We start from the raw sequence: 19,381 nt of genomic DNA, 5'->3' as shown, positions 1-19,381 counted from the left end.
GCCGCTGCCCCCTGGCCCGATTCCGCCGTTGACCTACCCCCGGGTCCATTCTCTGACTAAAGTCAGAGAATGGACCGCGAATCGATCGACCGAGTCCGGCGCTTCAACCGCACCGTCGGTGAGCGCATCGGTGTGCTGCACGATCACTTCCTCGGCACCGACCGCCCCGTCGGCGAGGCCCGGCTGCTGTGGGAGATCGGGGAGGAAGGGCGGGACGTGCGGCGGCTGCGGGACCGCCTCGGGCTCGACTCCGGCTACGTGAGCCGGCTCCTGAGGTCCCTGGAGCGCGACGGCCTCGTCACGGTGGAGCCCCAGACGCACGACCGGCGGGTCCGCACCGTCCGGCTGACCGCGGCCGGGCGCAAGGAGCGCGCCGTCCTGGACCGACGCAGCGACGAACTGGCCGAGTTGATCCTCACCTCGCTCAACGAGAAGCAGCGCACCCGGCTCACCGCCGCCATGGAGGAGGTGGACCGGCTCCTGACCGCGGGCACGGTGAGCGTGGAGCAGCTCGATCCCGGCCACCCGGACTCCGCGGCCTGTCTGCGGGCGTACTTCGCCGAGCTGGGCGAGCGCTTCGAGGGAGGCTTCGACGCCGCCCTGAGCGCGGTGCCCGACGCGGGCGTCCTCGGGCCGCCGCACGGGGTGTTCGTGGTGGCGCGGCTGCACGGCGAGCCCGTCGGCTGCGGCGGCATCCACCTCGACGGGGACGAGCCCCCGTACATCAAACGCATGTGGGTGGCGAAGTCCGCGCGCGGCCTCGGGCTCGGCCGCCGGCTGCTCGCCGAACTCGAGGGGTACGCCGTGCGCTCCGGGGCGCGGACCGTGCGCCTGGAGACCAACTCCGCACTGCGCGAAGCCATGGCGCTCTACCGGTCCGCCGGATACGAGGAGGTCCCGGCGTTCAACGACGAGCACTACGCCCACCATTGGTTCGAGAAACGGCTGGACGACGGCGCCGCCACGGCCTAGCCGGGTGCACCGCGAGGTCGCGGTGCACCCGACGGCCTGCCGCCTCACGGGTCACGTCGTAATCCGTACGCCCGCACAGATTCCGCGGCAACGTCAGCGAGCGGCGACGTTGTCCGCGAGGCCGGTCTCGGCGGCTGCTTCGGCTTCGGGCCGCCGGGGTGCGGTGTTCTTCGGGCCCCGCAGGGCGACGTAGACGAGCAGGGCGGCCATGACGGCGGCGCCCACCCACATGGACTGCTGCCAGCCGTCGACGAAGGACTGGCGCGCGGCGTGCACCAGATCCTGGGCACGGCCTCCGGTGGTGGGCGCCACCTCGATGGCGTTGGCGATGCCCTCGCGCGCGGTGTCCGCGGCTCCGCCGGGGATGCCGTCGAGCCTGCCGTCGATGGCACTGCGGTAGCCACTGGCCAGGAGCGCCCCGAGCATCGCGATGCCGAGGGCGGTGCCGAACTCGCGGGTGACGTCGTTGAGCGCGGACGCTACGCCCTGCTTGGCGCGGGGCAGGGAGCCCGTGATGGCCTCGGTGGAGGGCGTCATCGAAAGCCCCATGCCGACACCCATGACGATCATCCCGGCCAGGATGGACAGGTAACCGCCCTCCACCGACACGAACAGCGCCATCAGGGCCAGGCCGAGCGCCGACAGGGCGACGCCCGCCGTCATGGTGGAGCGGGCACCGATCCTGGCGGCCACCTTGGGAGCCAGGCCCGAGCCCGCCATCATCATCACGGCCATCGGCATCAGCGCCACGGTCGACAGCAGCCCCGACATGCCGAGCACAGCTTGGAAGAACGGGAAGAGGACCACGGCGATACCGGCCTGGACACCGAAGACCACCAGCAAGGTGACCGAGCCGCCGGCCAGGCCGCGCTCGCGGAACAGGCGTACGTCAAGGAGCGAGGCATCCCGGCGGCGCAGCTCCCAGGCCACGAAGGCGAGGGTGGCGGCGGCGCCGACGACCAGACCGACCAGGGTGATGGGAGCGGTCCAGCCGCGCTCGGGGCCTTCCTGGAGGACGAAGATGAGTCCGGTCACGGCGATGACGGAGAGCAGCGCGCCGATGGTGTCGAAGGAATGGGCGGAGCGTTCACGGGAGTTGGGCACCGACTTCAGGGTCATCGCCAGCGCCACGGCGCCCAGGACCACGGGCAGCACGAACAGCCAGCGCCAGTCGGCCACATCGACCAGCAGGGCGGACAGGAACATGCCCACGATGCCGCCGCCACCGGCGACACCGGTCCACACCCCGATCGCCTTGCCGCGTTCCTCCTCGGGGAAGGTGGAGGTGATGACGGCCAGCGTGATCGGCATGATCATCGCGGCGCTGACGCCGGCGGCCACCCGGGCGGCGATCATGATCCCGGCCGACGGGGCGAGTCCCGCGAGGACGCCGGCGGCGGCGAACACGACCAGCCCCGCGATCAGCATGGGCTTGCGGCCCACGCGGTCGCCGATGGCGCCGAGCGGCAGCAGGAGCGCGGCCAGGGCGAGGGTGTAGCTGTTGATCATCCACAGGACGGTGTTCTGCGAGACGCCGAACTCCACGGCCAGCTGGGTCTGGGCCACGCTCAACCCCGACACCGAGGCGATCACGGCCATCAGAGCGATCGAGACGGTGATCAGGATCGCGCGCAGCTGACGCGCATCCGGCGCACCGCCTGTGTCGGCCGGGTGGGGAGGCTGGTGGGTACTCATGGGTTCCTTCCGAAAGGGCATGCGGATTCAGCGCCGGGGCAGGGCCGGTCGCGAGTGGGTGGGATGGGTCATCCGGATTCGACGCTAAGCCCGCGTTGCACCATGGGCATACGATGTTGCCTATGACGCAAGAAGATGGTCAGCTCGACAGCCTCGTACGCAAACGGATCCGTGCCCTGCGCGTCGCACAGGGGTGGTCCCTGGAGGAGCTGGCCGGCCGGGCCAACCTCAGCCAGTCCTCGCTGAGCCGTATCGAGAACGGTCAGCGCCGCCTCGCCCTGGACCAGCTCGTCACCCTCGCACGCGCCCTGGACACCACCTTGGACCAGCTCGTGGAGAACGCCGCCGACGATGTCGTCATCAGCCCGATGATCGACGGCAAGCACGGTGCGATGCGCTGGCCCGTCAAAGCGGACCCCGGCATGACGGTCATGCGGCAGCGGATGACGAGCCCTCCGCCCGAGAATCCGGCGCGCATGCGCGCTCACCCCGGCCGGGAGTGGCTGGTGGTGCTGTCCGGCACCGCCGTGCTCGTGCTGGGCGGCCGGCGCATCCGTATCGAGACCAACCAGGCCGCCGAATTCCCGACCATGATGCCGCACGCCATCGGCGCCGAGGGCGGCCCGTGCGAGATCCTCGGCATCTTCGACCGTGACGCCCGCCGGGGCCACCAGAGGGATGCCGGCGCCGAGGATTCCGAGGCGGACTGCTCAGGCGCCACGGGTCCCTGCACATGACGAGTCGCGGCCCCCGGCCAAGTGCGCCTGCCTAACGCGCCCCCGACGGCAGCCGCTCCGCCAGGCTGTGCTGGAGGTCCTCGGCGAGCAGCCGCTTCGCGATCGTGTCCACGGCCGCGCGCAGTTCGGGGCCCGCGGGGCGGCCGATGTCCGCCTCGACCTGGTCGCCCAGCCAGTCCGACCAGGCCCTGCCGATGGTCTCCGCCTCACGTTCGCCCGCCGCGGTGAGGGAGAGAAGGCTGCCGTCGCGGGTCACGTACCCCTCGTCGACCATGCGGTCGAACACCGGGAGCACCACCTCGGGCGGCACGTTCTTGGCCCGGCCGATCAGGCCCAGGCTCGCGTGCCCGACCATCCGCGTCATCAGCGCCACCTGCATCACGGCCCAGGCGCCTGCCATGTCGAGCCGCGTGTCCGAGGCGGCCACCACCTGGCGGGCGTCGGACAGGCCCTTCTTCTGGAAGACCTTGCCGACGGCGAGTTCGAGCAGCCGCTGGGAGTCCGCGTTGGCGGCCGGCGAGGAGAAGCCCTCACCCATGTCGGAGGAGGCGGAGCGCGCGGTGTCGCGCAGCTTGACCTCCTTGAGGAACAAGGCGACCACGAAGCTCAGGACCGCGACCGGCACGGTCCACAGGAACACGGACTGAAGGGTGTCCGCGTACGACTCGATGATCGGTGCGGCCTGGTCGGCGGGCAGCCGGTGCAGCCCCTGCGGACTGCCCGCCGCCTCGCCCGCCTGCGCCGGATCGGCACCGAGCCGCGCGGCCGCGGCGATGCCCTCCTTCAGGTTCGGCTCCAGGGTGTTGGCGTAGATCGTGCCGAACACCGCCGTGCCGAAGGCGCTGCCGAGCGTACGGAAGAAGGTCACACCCGAAGTGGCCGTGCCCAGGTCCGCGTACGCCACGGTGTTCTGCACCGCGATCGTCAGCACCTGCATGCACAGACCGATGCCGACGCCCAGCACGAACATGTACAGCGACTCCAGCCAGGCGCTGGTGCTCGGCGTCATCCGCGACATCAGGAACAGGCCGAGCGTCATCACCGCGGAGCCGGCGATGGGGAAGACGCGGTACCTGCCGGACTTGCTGACCACGTTGCCGCTGTAGATCGACGCGAGCAGCAGACCGAAGACCAGGGGGAGGGTGCGCACACCGGAGACGGTGGCCGAGTCCCCGTCCACGTACTGGAGATAGATCGGCAGGAAGGTCATCGCACCGAGCATCGCGAAGCCCACGATGAAGCTCAGGACCGAGCAGACCGTGAACACCGGATTGCCGAACAGCCGCATGGGCAGCATCGGTTCGGCCGCCCGCGTCTCCACGAACGCGAACGCGGCGAGCGCCAGCGCACCACCCACGAACAGGCCGATGATGACGCCCGAGCCCCACGCGTACTCGTTGCCGCCCCAGCTCGTCGCCAGAATCAATGCGCTCGCGCCGGTCGCGACGAGGCCGATGCCGAGATAGTCGATCAGCGGTTTCGCGGCCGAGCGGACGCTCGGGATCGTGCGTGCGGCGGCGACCAACACCGCGATCGCGATCGGCACGTTCACGTAGAACGCCCAGCGCCACGACAGGTGGTCCGTGAACAGACCGCCGAGCAGCGGCCCGATGACCGTCGAGACACCGAAGACCGCGCCGATCGCGCCCTGGTACTTGCCGCGCTCGCGCAGCGGGATGACATCCGCGATCAGCGCCATCGCGGTGACCATCAGGCCGCCCGCGCCGATGCCCTGGATGCCGCGGAAGAGCACCAGCATCAGCATGTTCCCGGCCAGGCCGCACAGGAACGAGCCGAGGATGAAGACGATCGCCGACACCTGGAAGACGATCTTGCGGCCGAACAGGTCGCCGAACTTGCCGACCAGAACGGTCGAGACGGTCTCCGCGAGCAGATACGCGGTCACCACCCACGACATGTGCGCCCCGCCGCCGAGGTCCGCCACGATCGTGGGCAGCGCGGTGCCGACGATCGTCTGGTCGAGCGCGGCGAGCAGCACGCCCAGCATGATCGTGACGAAGACGATGTTCTTCGTCCGGTTGTCGAGCACCGGGGGTGCGGACGCCGGGACGGGGGCTGCGGTTTCGGTGGCTGCGGTCACACCTGTCACTGTCGTCGTGGCGGCAGGCGGGTGCATGCGCGGTAGGCCGAACAGGCGACCCTCAGTCCGCGTGGATCGCGGCCTCGATCTCGTCCTTGAGCGCCCGCCGGGCCGCCGCGGCGCGCCCGTGCGGCGTCTCGATCACCACCTGGTGCAGCACTCCCGTCCAGGGATACGGCGGCCGGTACCCGTGCTCGACCGGCAGCCCCCGGTCCCGGCCCATGCACAGCCCCGTACCGCCGTGCTGGAACGTGAACGGGAACGGGCCGCCGAGCGCGCAGCCCGCCACGTCCTTGTCGTCCACGAGCAGCGTGTACGTGCCGGGGTCCGCGTCGAAGCGCACCCCGAGCGACCGCCGGCCGGGCGCGGGGGCCTGCGGGGCGACCACCCGGTCCAGGTCGCCGGCCCGCGAGCAGGCGAAGACCAGCCGCCCCTCGGCGTCGGCGTACAGCACGAACCCGCCGGTCAGATCCCCGAGCGCACACAGCACCCCGGCCGCGCCCTCCGCGGGCACCTCCACGTCCGCGGTGAGCGTGAACCCGCCGAACAACAGGGGCAGCGCCTCGTCGTGCACCGGCGAGCCGCCCGGCAGATAGACCGCGCGGTCGGGCAGCGGCCAGGCGGGGCCGATCATCGCGCTCAGCCGTTCCTGCATCCGGTCGTCCAGGGGAAGCACCTGGTTGGCGGCCGCCTCCGCGTCCCAGCGGGCCGCCAACTCCTTCACGACATCGGGGTGTTCGTCCGCGAGATCGTGGGCCTCCGCGAAGTCCTCGTGGAAGCGGAACAGCGACCAGCGGTCGGCCGCGAAGTCCCGGCTGCCGGGCAGCAGCCGCTCCTCGTCGGCCACCCCGTGCGAGACGTGGTCGGTGGTGGCCTTCCAGCCGTCGTGCACGAGCGAGCGCGAGCCCAGCATCTCGAAGTACTGCGTGTCGCGCGGCGCAGGGGCCTGCGGGTCGTCGAGGACGCCGAGCAGGCTGCGCCCGTCGAACGGCTCCTGTGCCACCCCGTCGACCTGCTCCGGGCGCCCGACCCCGCACGCGTCGAGGATGGTGGGCATCAGGTCCACGGCGTGCGCGAACTGGCCGCGCAGCGCGCCCTGTTCGCGGATCCGCCGCGGCCAGTGAGCGATGAGCGGCGCACGCGTCCCGCCGAGCCAGGTGTAGCGCTTCCACAGCCGCAGGGGCGTATTGCCCGCCCAGGCCCAGCCCCAGGCGTAGTGCGGATACGTGGCGGGCCCGCCCCAGTCCTCGTACGCGGCCAGGTTCGCCTCGACGGTGTCGCCCGAGCGTGCCGTGAACCGGTGCTCGTTCGGGGTGCCGAGCTGCCCGCCCTCCGCGCTCGCCCCGTTGTCGGACAGGAGCAGCACGAGGGTGTTGTCCAGGCGCCCGATCCGTTCCAGGAAGGCCAGGAGCCGGCCGATCTGGGCGTCGGTGTGGGTGAGGAAGCCCGCGTACACCTCCTGCATCCGGGAGAACAACCGCCGTTGGTCGGAAGGGAGTTCACGCCAGTCGGGGATCCATGGGGGACGCTCGGACAGGGTGGTCCCGGCCGGGACGACCCCGGACGCCGTCTGCCGGGCGAAGGTCTCCTCGCGCCAGCGCTCCCAGCCCTGGTCGAAGCGACCGCGGTAGCGCTCGATCCACTCGGGCGCCACATGGTGCGGCGCGTGCATCGCGCCGAGCGGGAAGTACAGGAAGAAGGGCTTGTCCGGGGTGGCCTGGTGCTGGTCCTGGATCATGCGGATCGCGCTGTCGGCGAGGTCCTCGCTCAGGTGGTAGCCCTCGTCCGGCCCCGCGGGCGGCTCGGTGTAGTGGTTGTCGCGGACCAGGTGGGGCGCCCAGTGGTTCGTGTCGCCCTGGAGGAACCCGTAGAACCGCTCGAAGCCGTAGCCGAGCGGCCAGCGGTCGAAGGGGCCCGAAGCCGTACGCTCCCAGCGCGGGGTCAGGTGCCACTTGCCGACGGCGAGCGTGGAGTAGCCGGCGTCGCGCAGGACGCGGGGGAGCGGGGCCGCCGATTTCGGCAGGCGGGCCGTGTAGCCGGGGTACGAGATCGGCAGGTCGACGAGGAAGCCCATGCCGATCGCGTGGTGGTTGCGGCCGGTGAGCAGGCTCGCGCGGGTCGGGGAGCACATCGCCGTCACGTGGAAGCGGTTGAACCGCAGGCCGCCCGACGCCAGCCCGTCCATGTGCGGGGTGTCCATGTCGGAGCCGTAGCAGCCCAGTTGGGCGAAGCCGAGGTCGTCGAGGACGATCACCACGACGTCGGGGGAGCCGGGGGCGGGACGCGGAGCGCTCTCAGGCCGGTGCACGGCGGCAGTGTGCGGTGCGGGGCCGGACATGACAAGAGCCACGGCCCGGCGTGTGCGTCACCGGTTCGGCCCAGTTGAACTGGGGGCCGCACCGGGTCCCGGGGGGATGGTGAGTGCACGCATCTCGCGCACCTCGGCGACACAGAAGGGTCCCTCCCCATGGCGACGATCTGCAGACCGGCGGTCTCCGTACCCGAGCATGTGATCACCATGGAGCAGACCCTCGATCTGGCCCGCGAGCTCCATGCCGACCACGCCCAACTCGATCTCGCGCTGCGCCTGATAGAGAACACCGGGGTCAAGGAACGGCACATCGTCCAGCCGATCGAGGAGACGCTGCGCCACCCCGGGTTCGAGACCCGCAACGCCGTCTACGAGGCCGAGGCCAAGCGGCGCGTGCCGGAGGTCATACGCAGGGCGCTCGCGGACGCCGAACTCCGCGCCCAGGACATCGACGTGATCATCTACGTGTCCTGCACCGGCTTCATGATGCCGTCGCTCACGGCCTGGCTGATCAACCGCATGGAGTTCCGCAGCGACACCCGGCAGATCCCCATCGCCCAGCTCGGCTGCGCCGCGGGCGGTGCCGCCGTCAACCGGGCCCACGACTTCTGCACGGCGTATCCGCAGGCCAACGCGCTGATCGTGTCCTGCGAGTTCTGCTCCCTGTGCTACCAGCCCACCGACCTGGGCATCGGCAACCTGCTCTCCAACGGACTCTTCGGCGACGGCATCGCGGCCGCCGTGGTCCGCGGCACCGGAGGCACCGGCATCACCCTGGAGCGCAACGCCTCCTACCTCGTGCCGGACACCGAGGACTGGATCTCGTACCAGGTCCGCGCCACCGGCTTCCACTTCCAGCTCGACAAGCGCGTGCCCGGCACCATGGAGCCGCTCGCGCCCGCGCTCAAGGAGATCGCCGGCCAACACGGCTGGGACGCAGCCCAGTTGGACTTCTACATCATCCACGCCGGCGGCCCGCGCATCCTCGACGACCTCAGCAAGTTCCTCGGCGTCGCCCCCGAGGCCTTCCGCTTCAGCCGGGCCACCCTCACCGAGTACGGCAACATCGCCAGCGCCGTCGTCCTGGACGCGCTGCGCCGGCTCTTCGAGGAGGGCGGCCCGCACGACGCGGCCACCGGCATGCTGGCCGGCTTCGGCCCCGGCATCACCGCGGAGATGTCCCTCGGCCGGTGGTCGCGATGACCACGGTCGCCGGACTGCCCGCGTCCTCCGGAGCGGAGGCCGCTGCAACAGGGGACGGGCTTCCTCCCGTACGGGACTGGCCCGCCCCCGAGCTCAAAGGCACCGAATTCGACCCGGTCCTGGCCGAGTTGATGCAGGAGGGACCGGTCACGCGGATCAGGCTGCCGCACGGCGAGGGCTGGGCCTGGCTGCTGACGCGCCACGACGACGTGAAGGCGTTCACCAACGACCCGCGCTTCAGCCGCGCCGCCGTGATGGAGCGCGACGTGACCCGGCTCGCGCCGCACTTCATCCCCAGCAAGGAAGCCGTCGGCGTCCAGGACCCGCCGCACCACACCACGCTGCGCCGCGCCGTCGCCCCCGCCTTCACCTCCAGGGGCGTGGAGCGCCTGCGCGAACGCGCCCAGGCCATGCTGGACGAGCTCGTCGACCGGCTCGTCGCGCAGGGCCCGCCCGCCGACCTCACCGAGCAGGTCCTCGCCCCGTTCCCGCTGGCCGTGGTGTGCGAGGTCATGGGCGTGCCCGAGGCCGACCGGCCGCGCATGCACGCGTGGACGGTGCGCATCCTGTCCTCCGCCGAAGGCGCCGAGCGCAGCGAGGAGGCCAAGCGCGCCATGTGCGGCTACTTCGCCGAACGGCTGCGGACGCAGCCCGAGGGCGAGGACGTGCTCGGCCTGCTCGCGGCCGCCGTCGCGCGCGGCGAGGTGAGCGCCACCGAGGCGGTGGGCCTCGCGCTGCTCATCCAGATCGGCGGCGAAGCCGTCACCAACAACACCGGCAACATGCTCTACCTCCTGCTCACCCGGCCCGAGCTGGCAGACCGGCTGCGTACGGACCGGGACCTGCGCCCCGCCGCCATCGACGAGCTGCTGCGCTACATCCCGCACCGCAACTCCGTCGGCCTGTCCCGGATCGCCATGGAGGACATGGAGATCCGCGGCGTGCGGATCGCGGCCGGGGACGCGGTGTACGTCTCGTATCTCGCCGCGAACCGCGACCCGGAGGTCTTCCCCGACCCCGACACCATCGACTTCACCCGCTCGCCCAACCCGCATGTCGCCTTCGGGCACGGCCCGCACTACTGCGTGGGCGGCATGCTCGCCCGCCTGGAGTCCGAGCTGCTGGTCGGCACCCTGCTCGACCGTCTCCCGGACCTGAGACTGGCGGTGCCGGAGGACGAACTGCGGTGGCGGCCCGGCGCGTTGATCCGCGGGCCCGAGGGATTGCCGGTGACCTGGTGACGGCGGCGATCCCCCGGGAAGGGCTGCACGTACCCGCGGGCGAGGGGCGCACCCTGCAAGTGCCCGCGCACGAGGTCACGTTCAAGGTCACCGGCGAGCACTCCAGCGTCGCCTCCAGCTTCGAGGTCGTGGTGCCGCCCGGCTTCGACGTCGGCGCCCATGTGCACACCCGCAGCGAGGAGCTCTTCTACGTGCTCGAAGGCGAGCTCGACGTGCTCGCCTTCGAACCGCGGGTCCGTACGCGCGACGACTGGCGCGAGTGGCGCTCGCTCAGCGGCGCCGGCACTGTCCGCGCGACGGCCGGCACCGTCATCGTGGTGCCGCCGGGCTGTCCGCACGCCTTCGCCAACCGCACGGACACGCCCGCGAAGATGTTTTTTCAGGCGTCGCCACCGCCCGACCACGAGCGCTACTTCGAGGAGCTGCTCGAACTCCTGCGCTCCGGCGGCCCGGTGGACGACGCGGCGATCGCGGAGCTGCGGGCGCGTTACGACATCGAGCAGCTGACGCCGTTGCGGCACGGCTGACCGGCCGACGCCCCCCGACCGAGCTCGGGCTCAGAACCTGATCCGGGCCTCGACCGGCAGATGGTCGCTCCCGGTGTCCGGCAGCGTCCGCACGTCGACCACGCGGCCGCCGCGGGCGAGCACCTGGTCGATTCGCGCCACGGGCAGCGAGCTCGGCCAGCTGAACGCGAACCGCTCCTCGGGGGCGTCCAGTTGACGCAGCACGGGATCGAGCCCGCGGTCGTCCGTCGTGCTGTTGAGGTCGCCGAGCAGCAGCACCCGGTCGAGGCGCTCGGCGGCGAGTGCGTCCGCGAGCAGGCCGGCGCTCGCGTCCCGCGCGTCCGTACCGAACCCGGTGACGCGGAAGCGCACCGAGGGCAGATGCGCCACGTACACCGCCGTCTCGCCCTGCGGCAGCCGGACCGTGGCCCGCAGCCCGCGCTCCCAGCCCGCGGGGATCGAGGGCGGGCGGATGTCCACGCGGCGCACCTCGTCCAGCGGGTACTGCGACCACAGGTCGACCGTGCCCACGTGGGCGTGATGCGGATAGGTGGTCTCGAGGACGGCGCGGAACTCCTCGCGCGCCTGTGGGGTCACCTCCTGCAAGGCGATCAACGCCGCGTTCCGGTCGAGGAGTTGCCGTGCCACCCGTGCGGGATCAGGGTGCGTGTCGCTCACGTTGTGCTGGACGACCTCGATGTCGTACGCCTCCTCGTCGGGCGAGCCCGCGAAGACCCCCAGCCACACCACGGCCGGGACCAGGGCCGCGAGGGCTGTCGCGAGCGAGCGCCGCAGCAGTGCGACCAGAAGGACGAGCGGCACCACGAGACCGAGCCACGGCCGGAAGGTCTCGGTGAGACTTCCCAGCCGCGGCCCGGCGTTGGGCACCACCGCAGGCGAGGCGATCACGACCGCTGCGACCAGGCACAGCAGGGCGAGCACGGTCGTGAGCCGGGCCGGACGGCGTACCAGGGCGCGCCAGTCGATCCGGCGGGCGCGCGCTATGACGCTGGAATCCATCGCGCGATCCTACGGCCCGGCCTCCGCACGGCACCGGCGGGTCCGCTCAGCCCTCGGCGGCAGCGGGCGCGGGGGCGAGCCCCGCCTCCACCAGCCCCGCGTACACCGCCTGCTGCACGGCCTGCGCCGCCGACTGCGGCCGCACCATCACCGTGAACTCCTTGATCCTGCCGTCCTCGTCGAAGTGCAGCAGGTCCATGCCGTGCACCTGCTTGCCGTCCACCACCGTGCGGAAGAGCAGGGCCTCGGTCGGGGCGGCCTCGTCTTCGGTGTTGGTCCGCACCTCACCGGCCAGCTCGCCGACGTAGTGGAAGTCTTCGAACGTGCGCAGCAGCACGCCGAACAGGCCGAGCACCATCTCCCTGCCCTCGAACGGCCGGAACTTGACCGGGCTGTACATCCGGATGTCCTCGGTGAACAGCCCTTCCAGGGCTGCGAGATCGCCTGCCTCGACGGCGGCGCGGAACGGGGCCGACTGAGCCATCAGAACCTCCATGCTGGATGCCTCGCACGCTTGCTACTCACGTATATGAATAGTCAGATTCTTGAGTATCATGAGAGACGGCGACAGCAACAGAGGGAAGCGGCGACAACAGAGGGAGAGACGCGATGGCCCTGCGGCATGCGGTGCTCGCGGCCCTGCTCGACGAGGAGCTGAGCGGCTACCAGCTGGCGAAGTCCTTCGACCTGGGCGTGGCCAACTTCTGGCACGCCCTGCCCCAGCAGCTCTACGCCGAGCTGGCCAGGCTGGAGGCGGACGGTCTTGTCGCCGGGCGCGAGGTGGTGCAGGAGACCCGCCCCAACAAGCGCCTGTTCAAGGTCACCGACGAGGGACTGGCCGAGCTGGAGCGCTTCGCGGCCTCCTCCGCCAAGCCCTCGATGCTCCGCGACGACCTCGCGGTCAAGGTGCAGTCGAGCGACCTCGTCGACACCGGGCCGGTCATCGCCCAGCTGCGCGAGCGGGCGGACTTCGCCCGGGCCAAGATCGAGCTCTTCGAGAAGCTGCTGGTCAAGCTCCGCGGCGGACGCGTCGAGGAGGAGTTCCTGCGCGAGGGCGAGCGGGTCGGCCCGTATCTGACCTGCCTGGGCGGGCTGGTCTTCGAGCGGGGCTATCTCCAGTGGTGCGAGCGCATCGCGGGGATCCTCGAAACGCGCAGTGGCGAGAAGGAACGGGGACGATGAGCGGGATCATGTACGCGCGGTACGTGGCGCTCGGCGACAGCCAGACCGAGGGCGTCGGGGACGGCGACGACACGACCGGCCTGCGCGGGTTCGCGGACCGGCTCGCCGAGCAGCTCGCGGAGTCGAACCCCGGCCTCCGCTACGCCAATCTGGCCGTACGGGGGCGCCTGGCCGGGCAGGTCCGCTCCGGTCAGCTGGCCGCGGCCCTCGCCCTGGAACCCGATCTGGCCACGGTGGTGGCGGGGGTCAACGATCTGCTGCGGCCGAGGTTCGACGCCGACGAGGTGGCGGGCCACCTGGACGCCATGTTCGCCGCGCTCACCGCCCAGGGCGCCCGCGTGGCGACCGTGACCTTCCCGGACATCGCCCGGATCGCCCCGGCGGCCCGGCCGTTGAGCGGGCGCGTGGTCGCGCTCAACCGGCGCATACGGGAATCGGCCGCGCGGTACGGGGTCAGCCTCGTCGAGACCTACGGCCACGAGGTCGTCACCGATGCCCGACTGTGGAGCGCGGACCGGCTGCACGCCAGTCCGCTGGGCCACGAACGGATCGCGGCTTCGCTGGCGCACGCGCTCGCCCTGCCCGGCAGCAGCGACGCCTGGACGCATCCGCTGCCGCCGGTGGCGGGAGCGGCGGGCGGCTGGCGTGCGGAGGTGCGCTGGGCGGCCGGCTTCCTCGGGCCGTGGCTCGGGCGGCGGCTGCGCGGCAGGTCCTCGGGCGACGGCCGGGTGGCCAAGCGGCCCGAGCTGCTGCCGGTCGTCGTGCGCTGAACCAGGCCCGGCGGGACTGGGCTTGGGCGCATGGCGAAGCGGGTGCGAAACCCGTTTGCCCTCGTCGATCACGGCTGGGAGGCTCGCAGGTGATGACTGCCACCTTCACCGCGTACGACGGCACCCGGCTCGCGTTCCACGTGCAGGGCAGCGGTCCACCGCTGATCTGCCTGCCCGGCGGCATGCAGGCCGCCGCTTACCTCGGCGATCTGGGCGGACTCGCCCGGCACCGCCAGGTGATCACCCTCGACCTGCGCGGCACCGGCGACTCGGCGGCCCCCGAGGACCCCGGCACATACCGCTGCGACCGGCTCGTGGACGACGTCGAGGCCCTCCGCGCGCACCTGGGACTGGAGACCTTCGACCTCCTCGGGCACTGCGCGGGCGCGAACCTCGCCGTCCTGTACGCGACGAGGCACCCCGGCCGGGTGGCGCGACTGCTGCTCGTGACGCCGAGCGTGCTCGCCGTGGGCCTGCCGGTGAGCGCCGCGGACCGGCGCGCCTGTGTGCTCCTGCGCCGGGGCGAGCCGTGGTTCGACGAGGCGTACACCGCCTTCGAAGCCGTCGCGGCAGGCCGGGCGGGCCCCGCGCAGTGGGAGGCCATCGCCCCCTTCAGCTACGGCAGTTGGGACGAGGCCGCCCGGGCCCACCACGCCCGTGAAGCCGTGGAGCGCAACGGGGCGGCCTTCGCCGTCTTCGCCGGCGAGGGCGCCTTCGCACCCGAGGCCACCCGCGCGGCACTCGCCGCGTTCCCCGTCCCCGTGCTGCTGCTCGCCGGAGAGGTGGATCTTGGCGCGCCGCCCGCGGTGGTGCGTGCGTACGCCCGTCTCCTGCCCCACGCCACCTACGCCGAGCAGTCGGGCGCCGGGCACTTCCCGTGGCTGGACGACCCGGATGCGTTCAGCGCCACTGTGGTGGACTTCCTGTCGTAGCCGTCCCCGTTCGCGAGCTGCTGGAGGAGCCCGAGTGATCAGTACCCCGGAGGCCATCGAGCTGGCGGAGGCCGCGGCCGACCGCTTCGTCGCCACGGTGGACACCCTGGACGAGGCCGAACTCCGGGCGCCCGCCCGGCTCGACGGCTGGACCCGAGCGTTCGGTGCCGCGCATGTGGCGCAGGCGCTCGGGGCCTATGTGCGGCTGTTGCGGATCGCCGGGACGACCGACGGGACCGGGGAGGAGCACAGCGGCTCGGCCGTGTACCGCCGGGCCGTCGAGGAGACGGCCGCGCAGCCGGGACCCGACCTCGTGCGTGAACTGCGGGCCGAGGCACGGCAGTTCCTCGCGCTCGCGCGCTCCCTGGACGCGGCGGCCTGGCAGCGTGAGGTGACCTCGGCGGGCGGCTGGCGGCATCCGGCGCGCTACACGCTGCTGCGCTGCCTGCGGGAACTGGAGACCCACCACACCGATCTCGGTCTCGGATACGAGAGCGCCGACTGGCCCTCCTCGTACGTCCGTTGGGCCCTGGAGGACACCCTCGCCACCCTGCGCGCGGACGGCTTCCCGCTGACAGCCGTCGAGGCCCCGGACCTCGCCGCGCGCTGGGAGCTCTCCGCGCGCGGCCCCGTGGTCCGTGGCCCCTCGCACCTGCTGCTCGGCTGGCTCGCGGGCCGTACTCCCGCCCGCGAACTCACCGCGGATCCTTTGCCCGTACCACCGGCGTGGCCGCAGCCGCCCGTACACCCCTGAGAATCCCGGGTGTCTCACTCCTCGCGCGGCAGCGTCTCACCCGTCTCCAGAAGGGTCTTGAGGTCCGAGACCAGGTGCGGCCAGCCGCCGCCGATCATCTCCTTGAGGGTGCTGCCCGGCTCGAATCCGTCGTGGACGACGGTGAGTTTGACGATCTCGCCCTGCTGCTCCAGGTCGAAGGCCACCTTGGAGCGCGGTTCGGCCGCCAGCTTCTCGTAGACGTCCTTGTCGACGCCTACCGCCTCGGCCCACTCGGGCGTGAACGTGTGCCAGGTGTACGAGAGGCGGCGGTATGGGTCGGCCTCCAGGACCACCTGGGCCGGGTCCTCGCCGGCCAGCCCCTGGCCCTCCCAGGCCATCGGGGAGCCCGCCGTCCAGTCGGTGCGGAAGGAGATCCCCCAGTAGCGGCTGGTGAACGCGGGATCGGTCAGGCCCTGCCAGAGCTTCTCGGGGGTCGTACGGATGTAGGTCGTGTAGACGAAGGCGTTGCTGTCCATGGGGGAGTGCTCCAGTGCTGTCTTGAGGTCGGCGAGTGCTTGGACCCGTGCGCGGTCGTAGCGGCTGATCCAGCGGTCGGCGATGGCATTGATCGGCTCGGCGTTGAGGTAGTGCAGCTTCTCCCTGCCCTGCTTCACCGCCGTGACGAGACGGGCCGCTTCGAGCAGGGCGAGGTGCTTGCTCACCGACTGGCGCGCCATGTCGAGTCCCGCGCACAGCTCGCGCAGGCTCTGCCCGTTGCGGGCGTTCAGGCTGTCCAGGAGGCGGCGCCTGCTGGGATCCGCCAGTGCCTTGAAGACCTCGTCCATCGCTCCGCTCCGACCCCGCCCGACCGATATGCAGCCTTCTGGCTGCCTGAACAAAAATAGGCAGCCATTTGGCTGCACGTCAAGCGGGCCGGTGCCGAGGAGTCGGTCCCGGGGCAGGTGGGGGGCGGTCCTGGAGCAGGTGGGCGGCTCAGCCCCCGAAGTTCGGCTCGCCCTCCACGGGAGCGAAGAAGCGCTCCACATCGGCCCGGGTCACCGCCGCGAGGTCCGCGGGCGACCAGCGCGGGGAGCGGTCCTTGTCGATCACCTGGGCGCGGATGCCCTCCACCAGATCGGGCATCCCCAGCGCGTTGCACGACACGCGGAACTCCTGGACGAGCACCTCCTCCAGCGAGTCCAACTCCCTTGCCCTGCGCACCGCTTCGAGCGTGACCTTCAGCGCGGTCGGCGACTTCGACTGGAGCGTCACGGCGGTCTCCTTGGCCGCCGCCACCCCGCAGTCGAGCAGCCGCTCCAGGATCTCTTCGACGGTCTCCGCCGCGTAGCAGGCGTCGATCCACTCCCGCGCCGCGGCCAGCTCGCCCTCCGGCGCGGGGCGGGCGTGGCGCGCGACGGCCTCCTCGGCGGGCAGCCGGGAGAGGTCGGCGATCAGCTCGGGCAGCTGCCCGGACGGCATGTGGTGGTCGGCCAGCCCGCACAGCTGTGCATCCGCCGCCCCGACCGCCGTGCCGGTCAGCGCCAGGTGGGTCCCGAGGAGTCCGGGTGCGCGCGAGAGCAGATACGTGCCGCCCACATCCGGTACGAAGCCGATCGTCGTCTCCGGCATCGCGACCCGCGACCGCTCGGTCACCACCCGGAGCGAGCCGTGCGCCGAAAGACCCACGCCACCGCCCATCACGATGCCGTCCATCAGGGCCACGTACGGCTTCGGGTAGCGGGCGATCCGCGCGTTCAGGCGGTACTCGTCGTGCCAGAAGGCGGCCGAGGCGCGGCCGCCGGCCTTCGCGTCGTCGTGGATGGCGCGGATGTCGCCGCCCGCGCACAGCCCACGCTCACCTGCGCCGTACAGGAGCACGGTGGCGATCGCCGGGTCGTGCTCCGCGGCGGACAGCGCCGCGTCGAGGGCGCCGACCATCGGGTGGTCGAGCGCGTTGAGCGCGCGGGGCCGGTTCAGGACGAGGTGGGCGGCGTGGCCCTCGGTCCGTACGAGAACGTCTTGCGTCACCAGGGTGCCTTTCGCGCGTGCGGGAGGACCGCAGAGGAAGATCCTCTTCCACCGTACGCGCCGCGCAAAAAAGGCCGGTGGCCCGGCAGAGGTGCCGGGCCACCGGATGGTTCAGCGATCAGCAGAACAGACGTGCAGTCTCACAGGCAGAACTGCAGTGCGGCCTCACAGGTCGGTCGCGATGATCCTCTCGATATTGCGCTCGGCGAGCGCGGTGATGGTGACGAACGGGTTCACGGCGGTGTTGCCCGGGATCAGTGCGCCGTCGATGACGTACAGACCCGGATAGCCGTGCAGGCGCCCGTAGTTGTCGGTGGCCTTGTTGAGCACTGCGCCGCCCAGCGGGTGGTAGGTGAGGTGGTCGCCCCAGATCTTGTTGGACCCGAACAGATCGGTCCGGTAGATCGTCCCCTCCTTGCTGTTGATCTTGTCGAAGATGGTCTTCGCCATCGCGATCGAGTCCTGCTTCCAGGCCTGCTGCCAGGACAGGTCCACCCGCTGTGCGGCCGCGTTGTACGTGAACTCGGCCCGCCTCGGGTTCTTGGTGATGGACAGGTAGAACGAGGCGAAGGTCTCGATGCCCGTGGGCAGCGGTGCGACCTCGGCGAAGGCGCCGCCCGCGTCCCAGTTGTCGATGCCCGAGCACGGGATCGTGGACTGCACATCGCCCGTCGGGTCCCACAGGTGGTTGGCGCGCCCGACCATGACATTGCCGTTCTCGCCCCAGCCCTTGCCCACCTCGGCGTTCAGCAGCGGGAGCGCCCCGGTGGCTTTGAGCTTCACCAGCAGCTTGCTGGTGCCCACGCTGCCGGCGGCGAAGAACACCTTGCCCGCCTTCACCGTCTTGGTGGCCACGGTGGTGCCGCTCGTGTCGATCTTCCGGAGCGTGACGGCGTAGTCCCCGCCGGTCGCCGGCGTCACCGAAGTCACCTCGTGCAGCGCCGAGATGGTGACCTTCCCGGTGGCCTTCGCCTGGGCGAGATAGGTCTTCGGCAGGGTCCGCTTGCCGTGGTTGTTGCCGTAGAGGATCTCCTGGGCGAGCGCGGACTTGGGCACAGTGCCGTTGTCCTCGGCCTCCATGTAGGCCCAGTCGTATACGTCGGGCACGAACGTCCAGGCGAAGCCCGAGCGTTGGGCGTGTTTACGGCCCACGCGCGAGTACTGGTAGTACGACGTCCGCTCGAACCAGTCCGGGTTGATCATGCCGACGCCGAGCCCGGAGTTGGCCCTCGGGTAGTACGTGGCGTACATCTCGTCGGCGTTCACCGACGGCAGCACCGAAGAGAAGTGCTGGCGGCGCGGCGTGACCGCCATGCCGCCGTTGACCAGCGACCCGCCGCCGACGCCGCGCCCCTGGTAGACGGTGATGCCCGCGAACTCCTCGGCGTCGAGGATGCCGGCGAACTTCGGCACCTCCTTGTCCAGTGGGAAGCCGAGGAAGTTGGACAGCGGGGCCTTGGTCTTCGTACGCATCCAGAAGGACCGGTAGTCCGGACTGGTGACCTTGGGGTGGCGCTTTCCGTCGGGGCCGTTGGGCGCGGTGTCCCAGTCCTGACCCATCTCGACCATGTGCACGTCGATGCCCGCCTGGGCCAGGCGGAGCGCGGCGACCGAACCTCCGTACCCGGTGCCGATCACCAGGACCGGAACGCGTCCGCCGTCGGGGATGTCGGCTGCTGCCATCGGACGCGCGTGCGCCGCGGTGACCTGAGTGGAGAGCACCGCGGCGCCGAGAATAGAACCTGTTCCAGCGAGGAGTCTTCGACGGGAAATCCCGTCAGAACCGTTGGCTTGCTTGGGAGTTGAGTTCATGTGATCTTCCTCACCTTCTGTGGGGTGAGGACACGTTCTACTGTTACCCGCCTGTTAAGTCACGCCATACCAATAGGTAACTTCTGTCCGATCTTGTGACAGGGGCGCGCCGCTGTCCCGTACGCCCGGAAGAAACCGGAACGCACCGGAGCCCCT

17 protein-coding genes are annotated in these 19,381 nt (G+C 71.2%); 9 read left to right on the top strand and 8 right to left on the bottom strand.

Annotated features, from left to right (window positions below; translation table 11 throughout):
• Positions 1-69: 69 nt before the first annotated feature.
• The gene (locus BLT97_RS15085) at positions 70-972 is read left to right on the top strand and encodes a bifunctional helix-turn-helix transcriptional regulator/GNAT family N-acetyltransferase (RefSeq protein WP_093610237.1); all 903 of its coding nucleotides are present in this window, start codon (positions 70-72) and stop codon (positions 970-972) included.
• Between the two features lie 93 nt (positions 973-1,065).
• On the opposite strand, the gene BLT97_RS15080 is transcribed toward BLT97_RS15085, so the two are convergent.
• Positions 1,066-2,667, bottom strand: a complete 1,602-nt coding sequence (locus BLT97_RS15080) for an MFS transporter (protein WP_093610235.1) — start codon at positions 2,665-2,667, stop codon at positions 1,066-1,068.
• A 122-nt stretch (positions 2,668-2,789) separates the two neighbouring features.
• Between BLT97_RS15080 and BLT97_RS15075 the strand changes: the two genes are divergently transcribed.
• Positions 2,790-3,404 (top strand): helix-turn-helix transcriptional regulator, encoded by a 615-nt coding sequence (locus tag BLT97_RS15075; RefSeq protein ID WP_218137306.1) that lies wholly within the window; start codon positions 2,790-2,792, stop codon positions 3,402-3,404.
• Between the two features lie 31 nt (positions 3,405-3,435).
• Here the strand turns inward: BLT97_RS15075 and BLT97_RS15070 are convergent, their stop codons facing one another.
• Both BLT97_RS15070 and BLT97_RS15065 read right to left on the bottom strand, forming a co-directional pair.
• Positions 3,436-5,505: an MDR family MFS transporter gene (locus BLT97_RS15070; protein ID WP_245769341.1), complete on the bottom strand. Its 2,070-nt coding sequence runs from the start codon at positions 5,503-5,505 to the stop codon at positions 3,436-3,438.
• A 61-nt stretch (positions 5,506-5,566) separates the two neighbouring features.
• Complete coding sequence (locus BLT97_RS15065; protein ID WP_245769340.1) at positions 5,567-7,813, bottom strand: arylsulfatase; 2,247 nt, start codon at positions 7,811-7,813, stop codon at positions 5,567-5,569.
• Positions 7,814-7,972: 159 nt separating this feature from the next.
• Between BLT97_RS15065 and BLT97_RS15060 the strand changes: the two genes are divergently transcribed.
• From BLT97_RS15060 to BLT97_RS15050, 3 genes are read left to right on the top strand one after another with little or no spacing between them, the layout of a single operon-like run.
• A complete protein-coding gene (locus BLT97_RS15060; RefSeq protein WP_093610227.1) occupies positions 7,973-9,019 on the top strand; it encodes a type III polyketide synthase in 1,047 nt (348 codons plus the stop codon).
• On the top strand, positions 9,016-10,260 hold the full coding sequence (locus BLT97_RS15055; RefSeq protein WP_093610890.1) for a cytochrome P450: 1,245 nt from the start codon (positions 9,016-9,018) through the stop codon (positions 10,258-10,260). The genes BLT97_RS15060 and BLT97_RS15055 overlap by 4 nt, the downstream gene beginning before the upstream one ends.
• Positions 10,254-10,787, top strand: coding sequence for a cupin domain-containing protein (locus BLT97_RS15050; protein WP_093610888.1), 534 nt, complete (start codon positions 10,254-10,256; stop codon positions 10,785-10,787). The genes BLT97_RS15055 and BLT97_RS15050 overlap by 7 nt, the downstream gene beginning before the upstream one ends.
• 30 nt (positions 10,788-10,817) lie before the next feature.
• On the opposite strand, the gene BLT97_RS15045 is transcribed toward BLT97_RS15050, so the two are convergent.
• Entirely contained in the window at positions 10,818-11,786 is a 969-nt protein-coding gene (locus BLT97_RS15045; RefSeq protein ID WP_093610225.1) for an endonuclease/exonuclease/phosphatase family protein, read from the bottom strand.
• Between the two features lie 46 nt (positions 11,787-11,832).
• Positions 11,833-12,270 (bottom strand): nuclear transport factor 2 family protein, encoded by a 438-nt coding sequence (locus tag BLT97_RS15040; RefSeq protein WP_093610223.1) that lies wholly within the window; start codon positions 12,268-12,270, stop codon positions 11,833-11,835.
• Positions 12,271-12,395: 125 nt separating this feature from the next.
• On the opposite strand from BLT97_RS15040, the gene BLT97_RS15035 reads away from it, so the two are divergent.
• The 4 genes from BLT97_RS15035 to BLT97_RS15020 all read left to right on the top strand — a co-directional run bounded on the left by BLT97_RS15035 (position 12,396) and on the right by BLT97_RS15020 (position 15,424).
• Positions 12,396-12,968 (top strand): PadR family transcriptional regulator, encoded by a 573-nt coding sequence (locus tag BLT97_RS15035; protein WP_093610221.1) that lies wholly within the window; start codon positions 12,396-12,398, stop codon positions 12,966-12,968.
• Positions 12,965-13,738 (top strand): SGNH/GDSL hydrolase family protein, encoded by a 774-nt coding sequence (locus BLT97_RS15030; RefSeq protein ID WP_093610220.1) that lies wholly within the window; start codon positions 12,965-12,967, stop codon positions 13,736-13,738. Before BLT97_RS15035 ends, BLT97_RS15030 begins: the two co-directional genes overlap by 4 nt.
• Before the next feature lie 92 nt (positions 13,739-13,830).
• Positions 13,831-14,670 (top strand): alpha/beta fold hydrolase, encoded by an 840-nt coding sequence (locus BLT97_RS15025; protein WP_093610218.1) that lies wholly within the window; start codon positions 13,831-13,833, stop codon positions 14,668-14,670.
• Positions 14,671-14,704: 34 nt separating this feature from the next.
• Entirely contained in the window at positions 14,705-15,424 is a 720-nt protein-coding gene (locus BLT97_RS15020) for a maleylpyruvate isomerase family mycothiol-dependent enzyme (protein ID WP_218137305.1), read from the top strand.
• A 14-nt stretch (positions 15,425-15,438) separates the two neighbouring features.
• On the opposite strand, the gene BLT97_RS15015 is transcribed toward BLT97_RS15020, so the two are convergent.
• The 3 genes from BLT97_RS15015 to BLT97_RS15005 form a co-directional block, all read right to left on the bottom strand.
• Complete coding sequence (locus tag BLT97_RS15015; protein WP_093610214.1) at positions 15,439-16,230, bottom strand: ArsR/SmtB family transcription factor; 792 nt, start codon at positions 16,228-16,230, stop codon at positions 15,439-15,441.
• Positions 16,231-16,378: 148 nt separating this feature from the next.
• A complete protein-coding gene (locus tag BLT97_RS15010) occupies positions 16,379-17,413 on the bottom strand; it encodes an enoyl-CoA hydratase/isomerase family protein (RefSeq protein ID WP_093610212.1) in 1,035 nt (344 codons plus the stop codon).
• Positions 17,414-17,578: 165 nt separating this feature from the next.
• Positions 17,579-19,225, bottom strand: coding sequence for a GMC oxidoreductase (locus BLT97_RS15005; protein WP_093610210.1), 1,647 nt, complete (start codon positions 19,223-19,225; stop codon positions 17,579-17,581).
• Positions 19,226-19,381: the final 156 nt, after the last annotated feature.

Source organism: Streptomyces indicus (assembly GCF_900100315.1).
Classification (GTDB): domain Bacteria; phylum Actinomycetota; class Actinomycetes; order Streptomycetales; family Streptomycetaceae; genus Streptomyces; species Streptomyces indicus.
The sequence above is the reverse complement of the archived record's forward strand: the minus strand, read 5'-3'. Positions and strand labels throughout refer to the sequence as shown.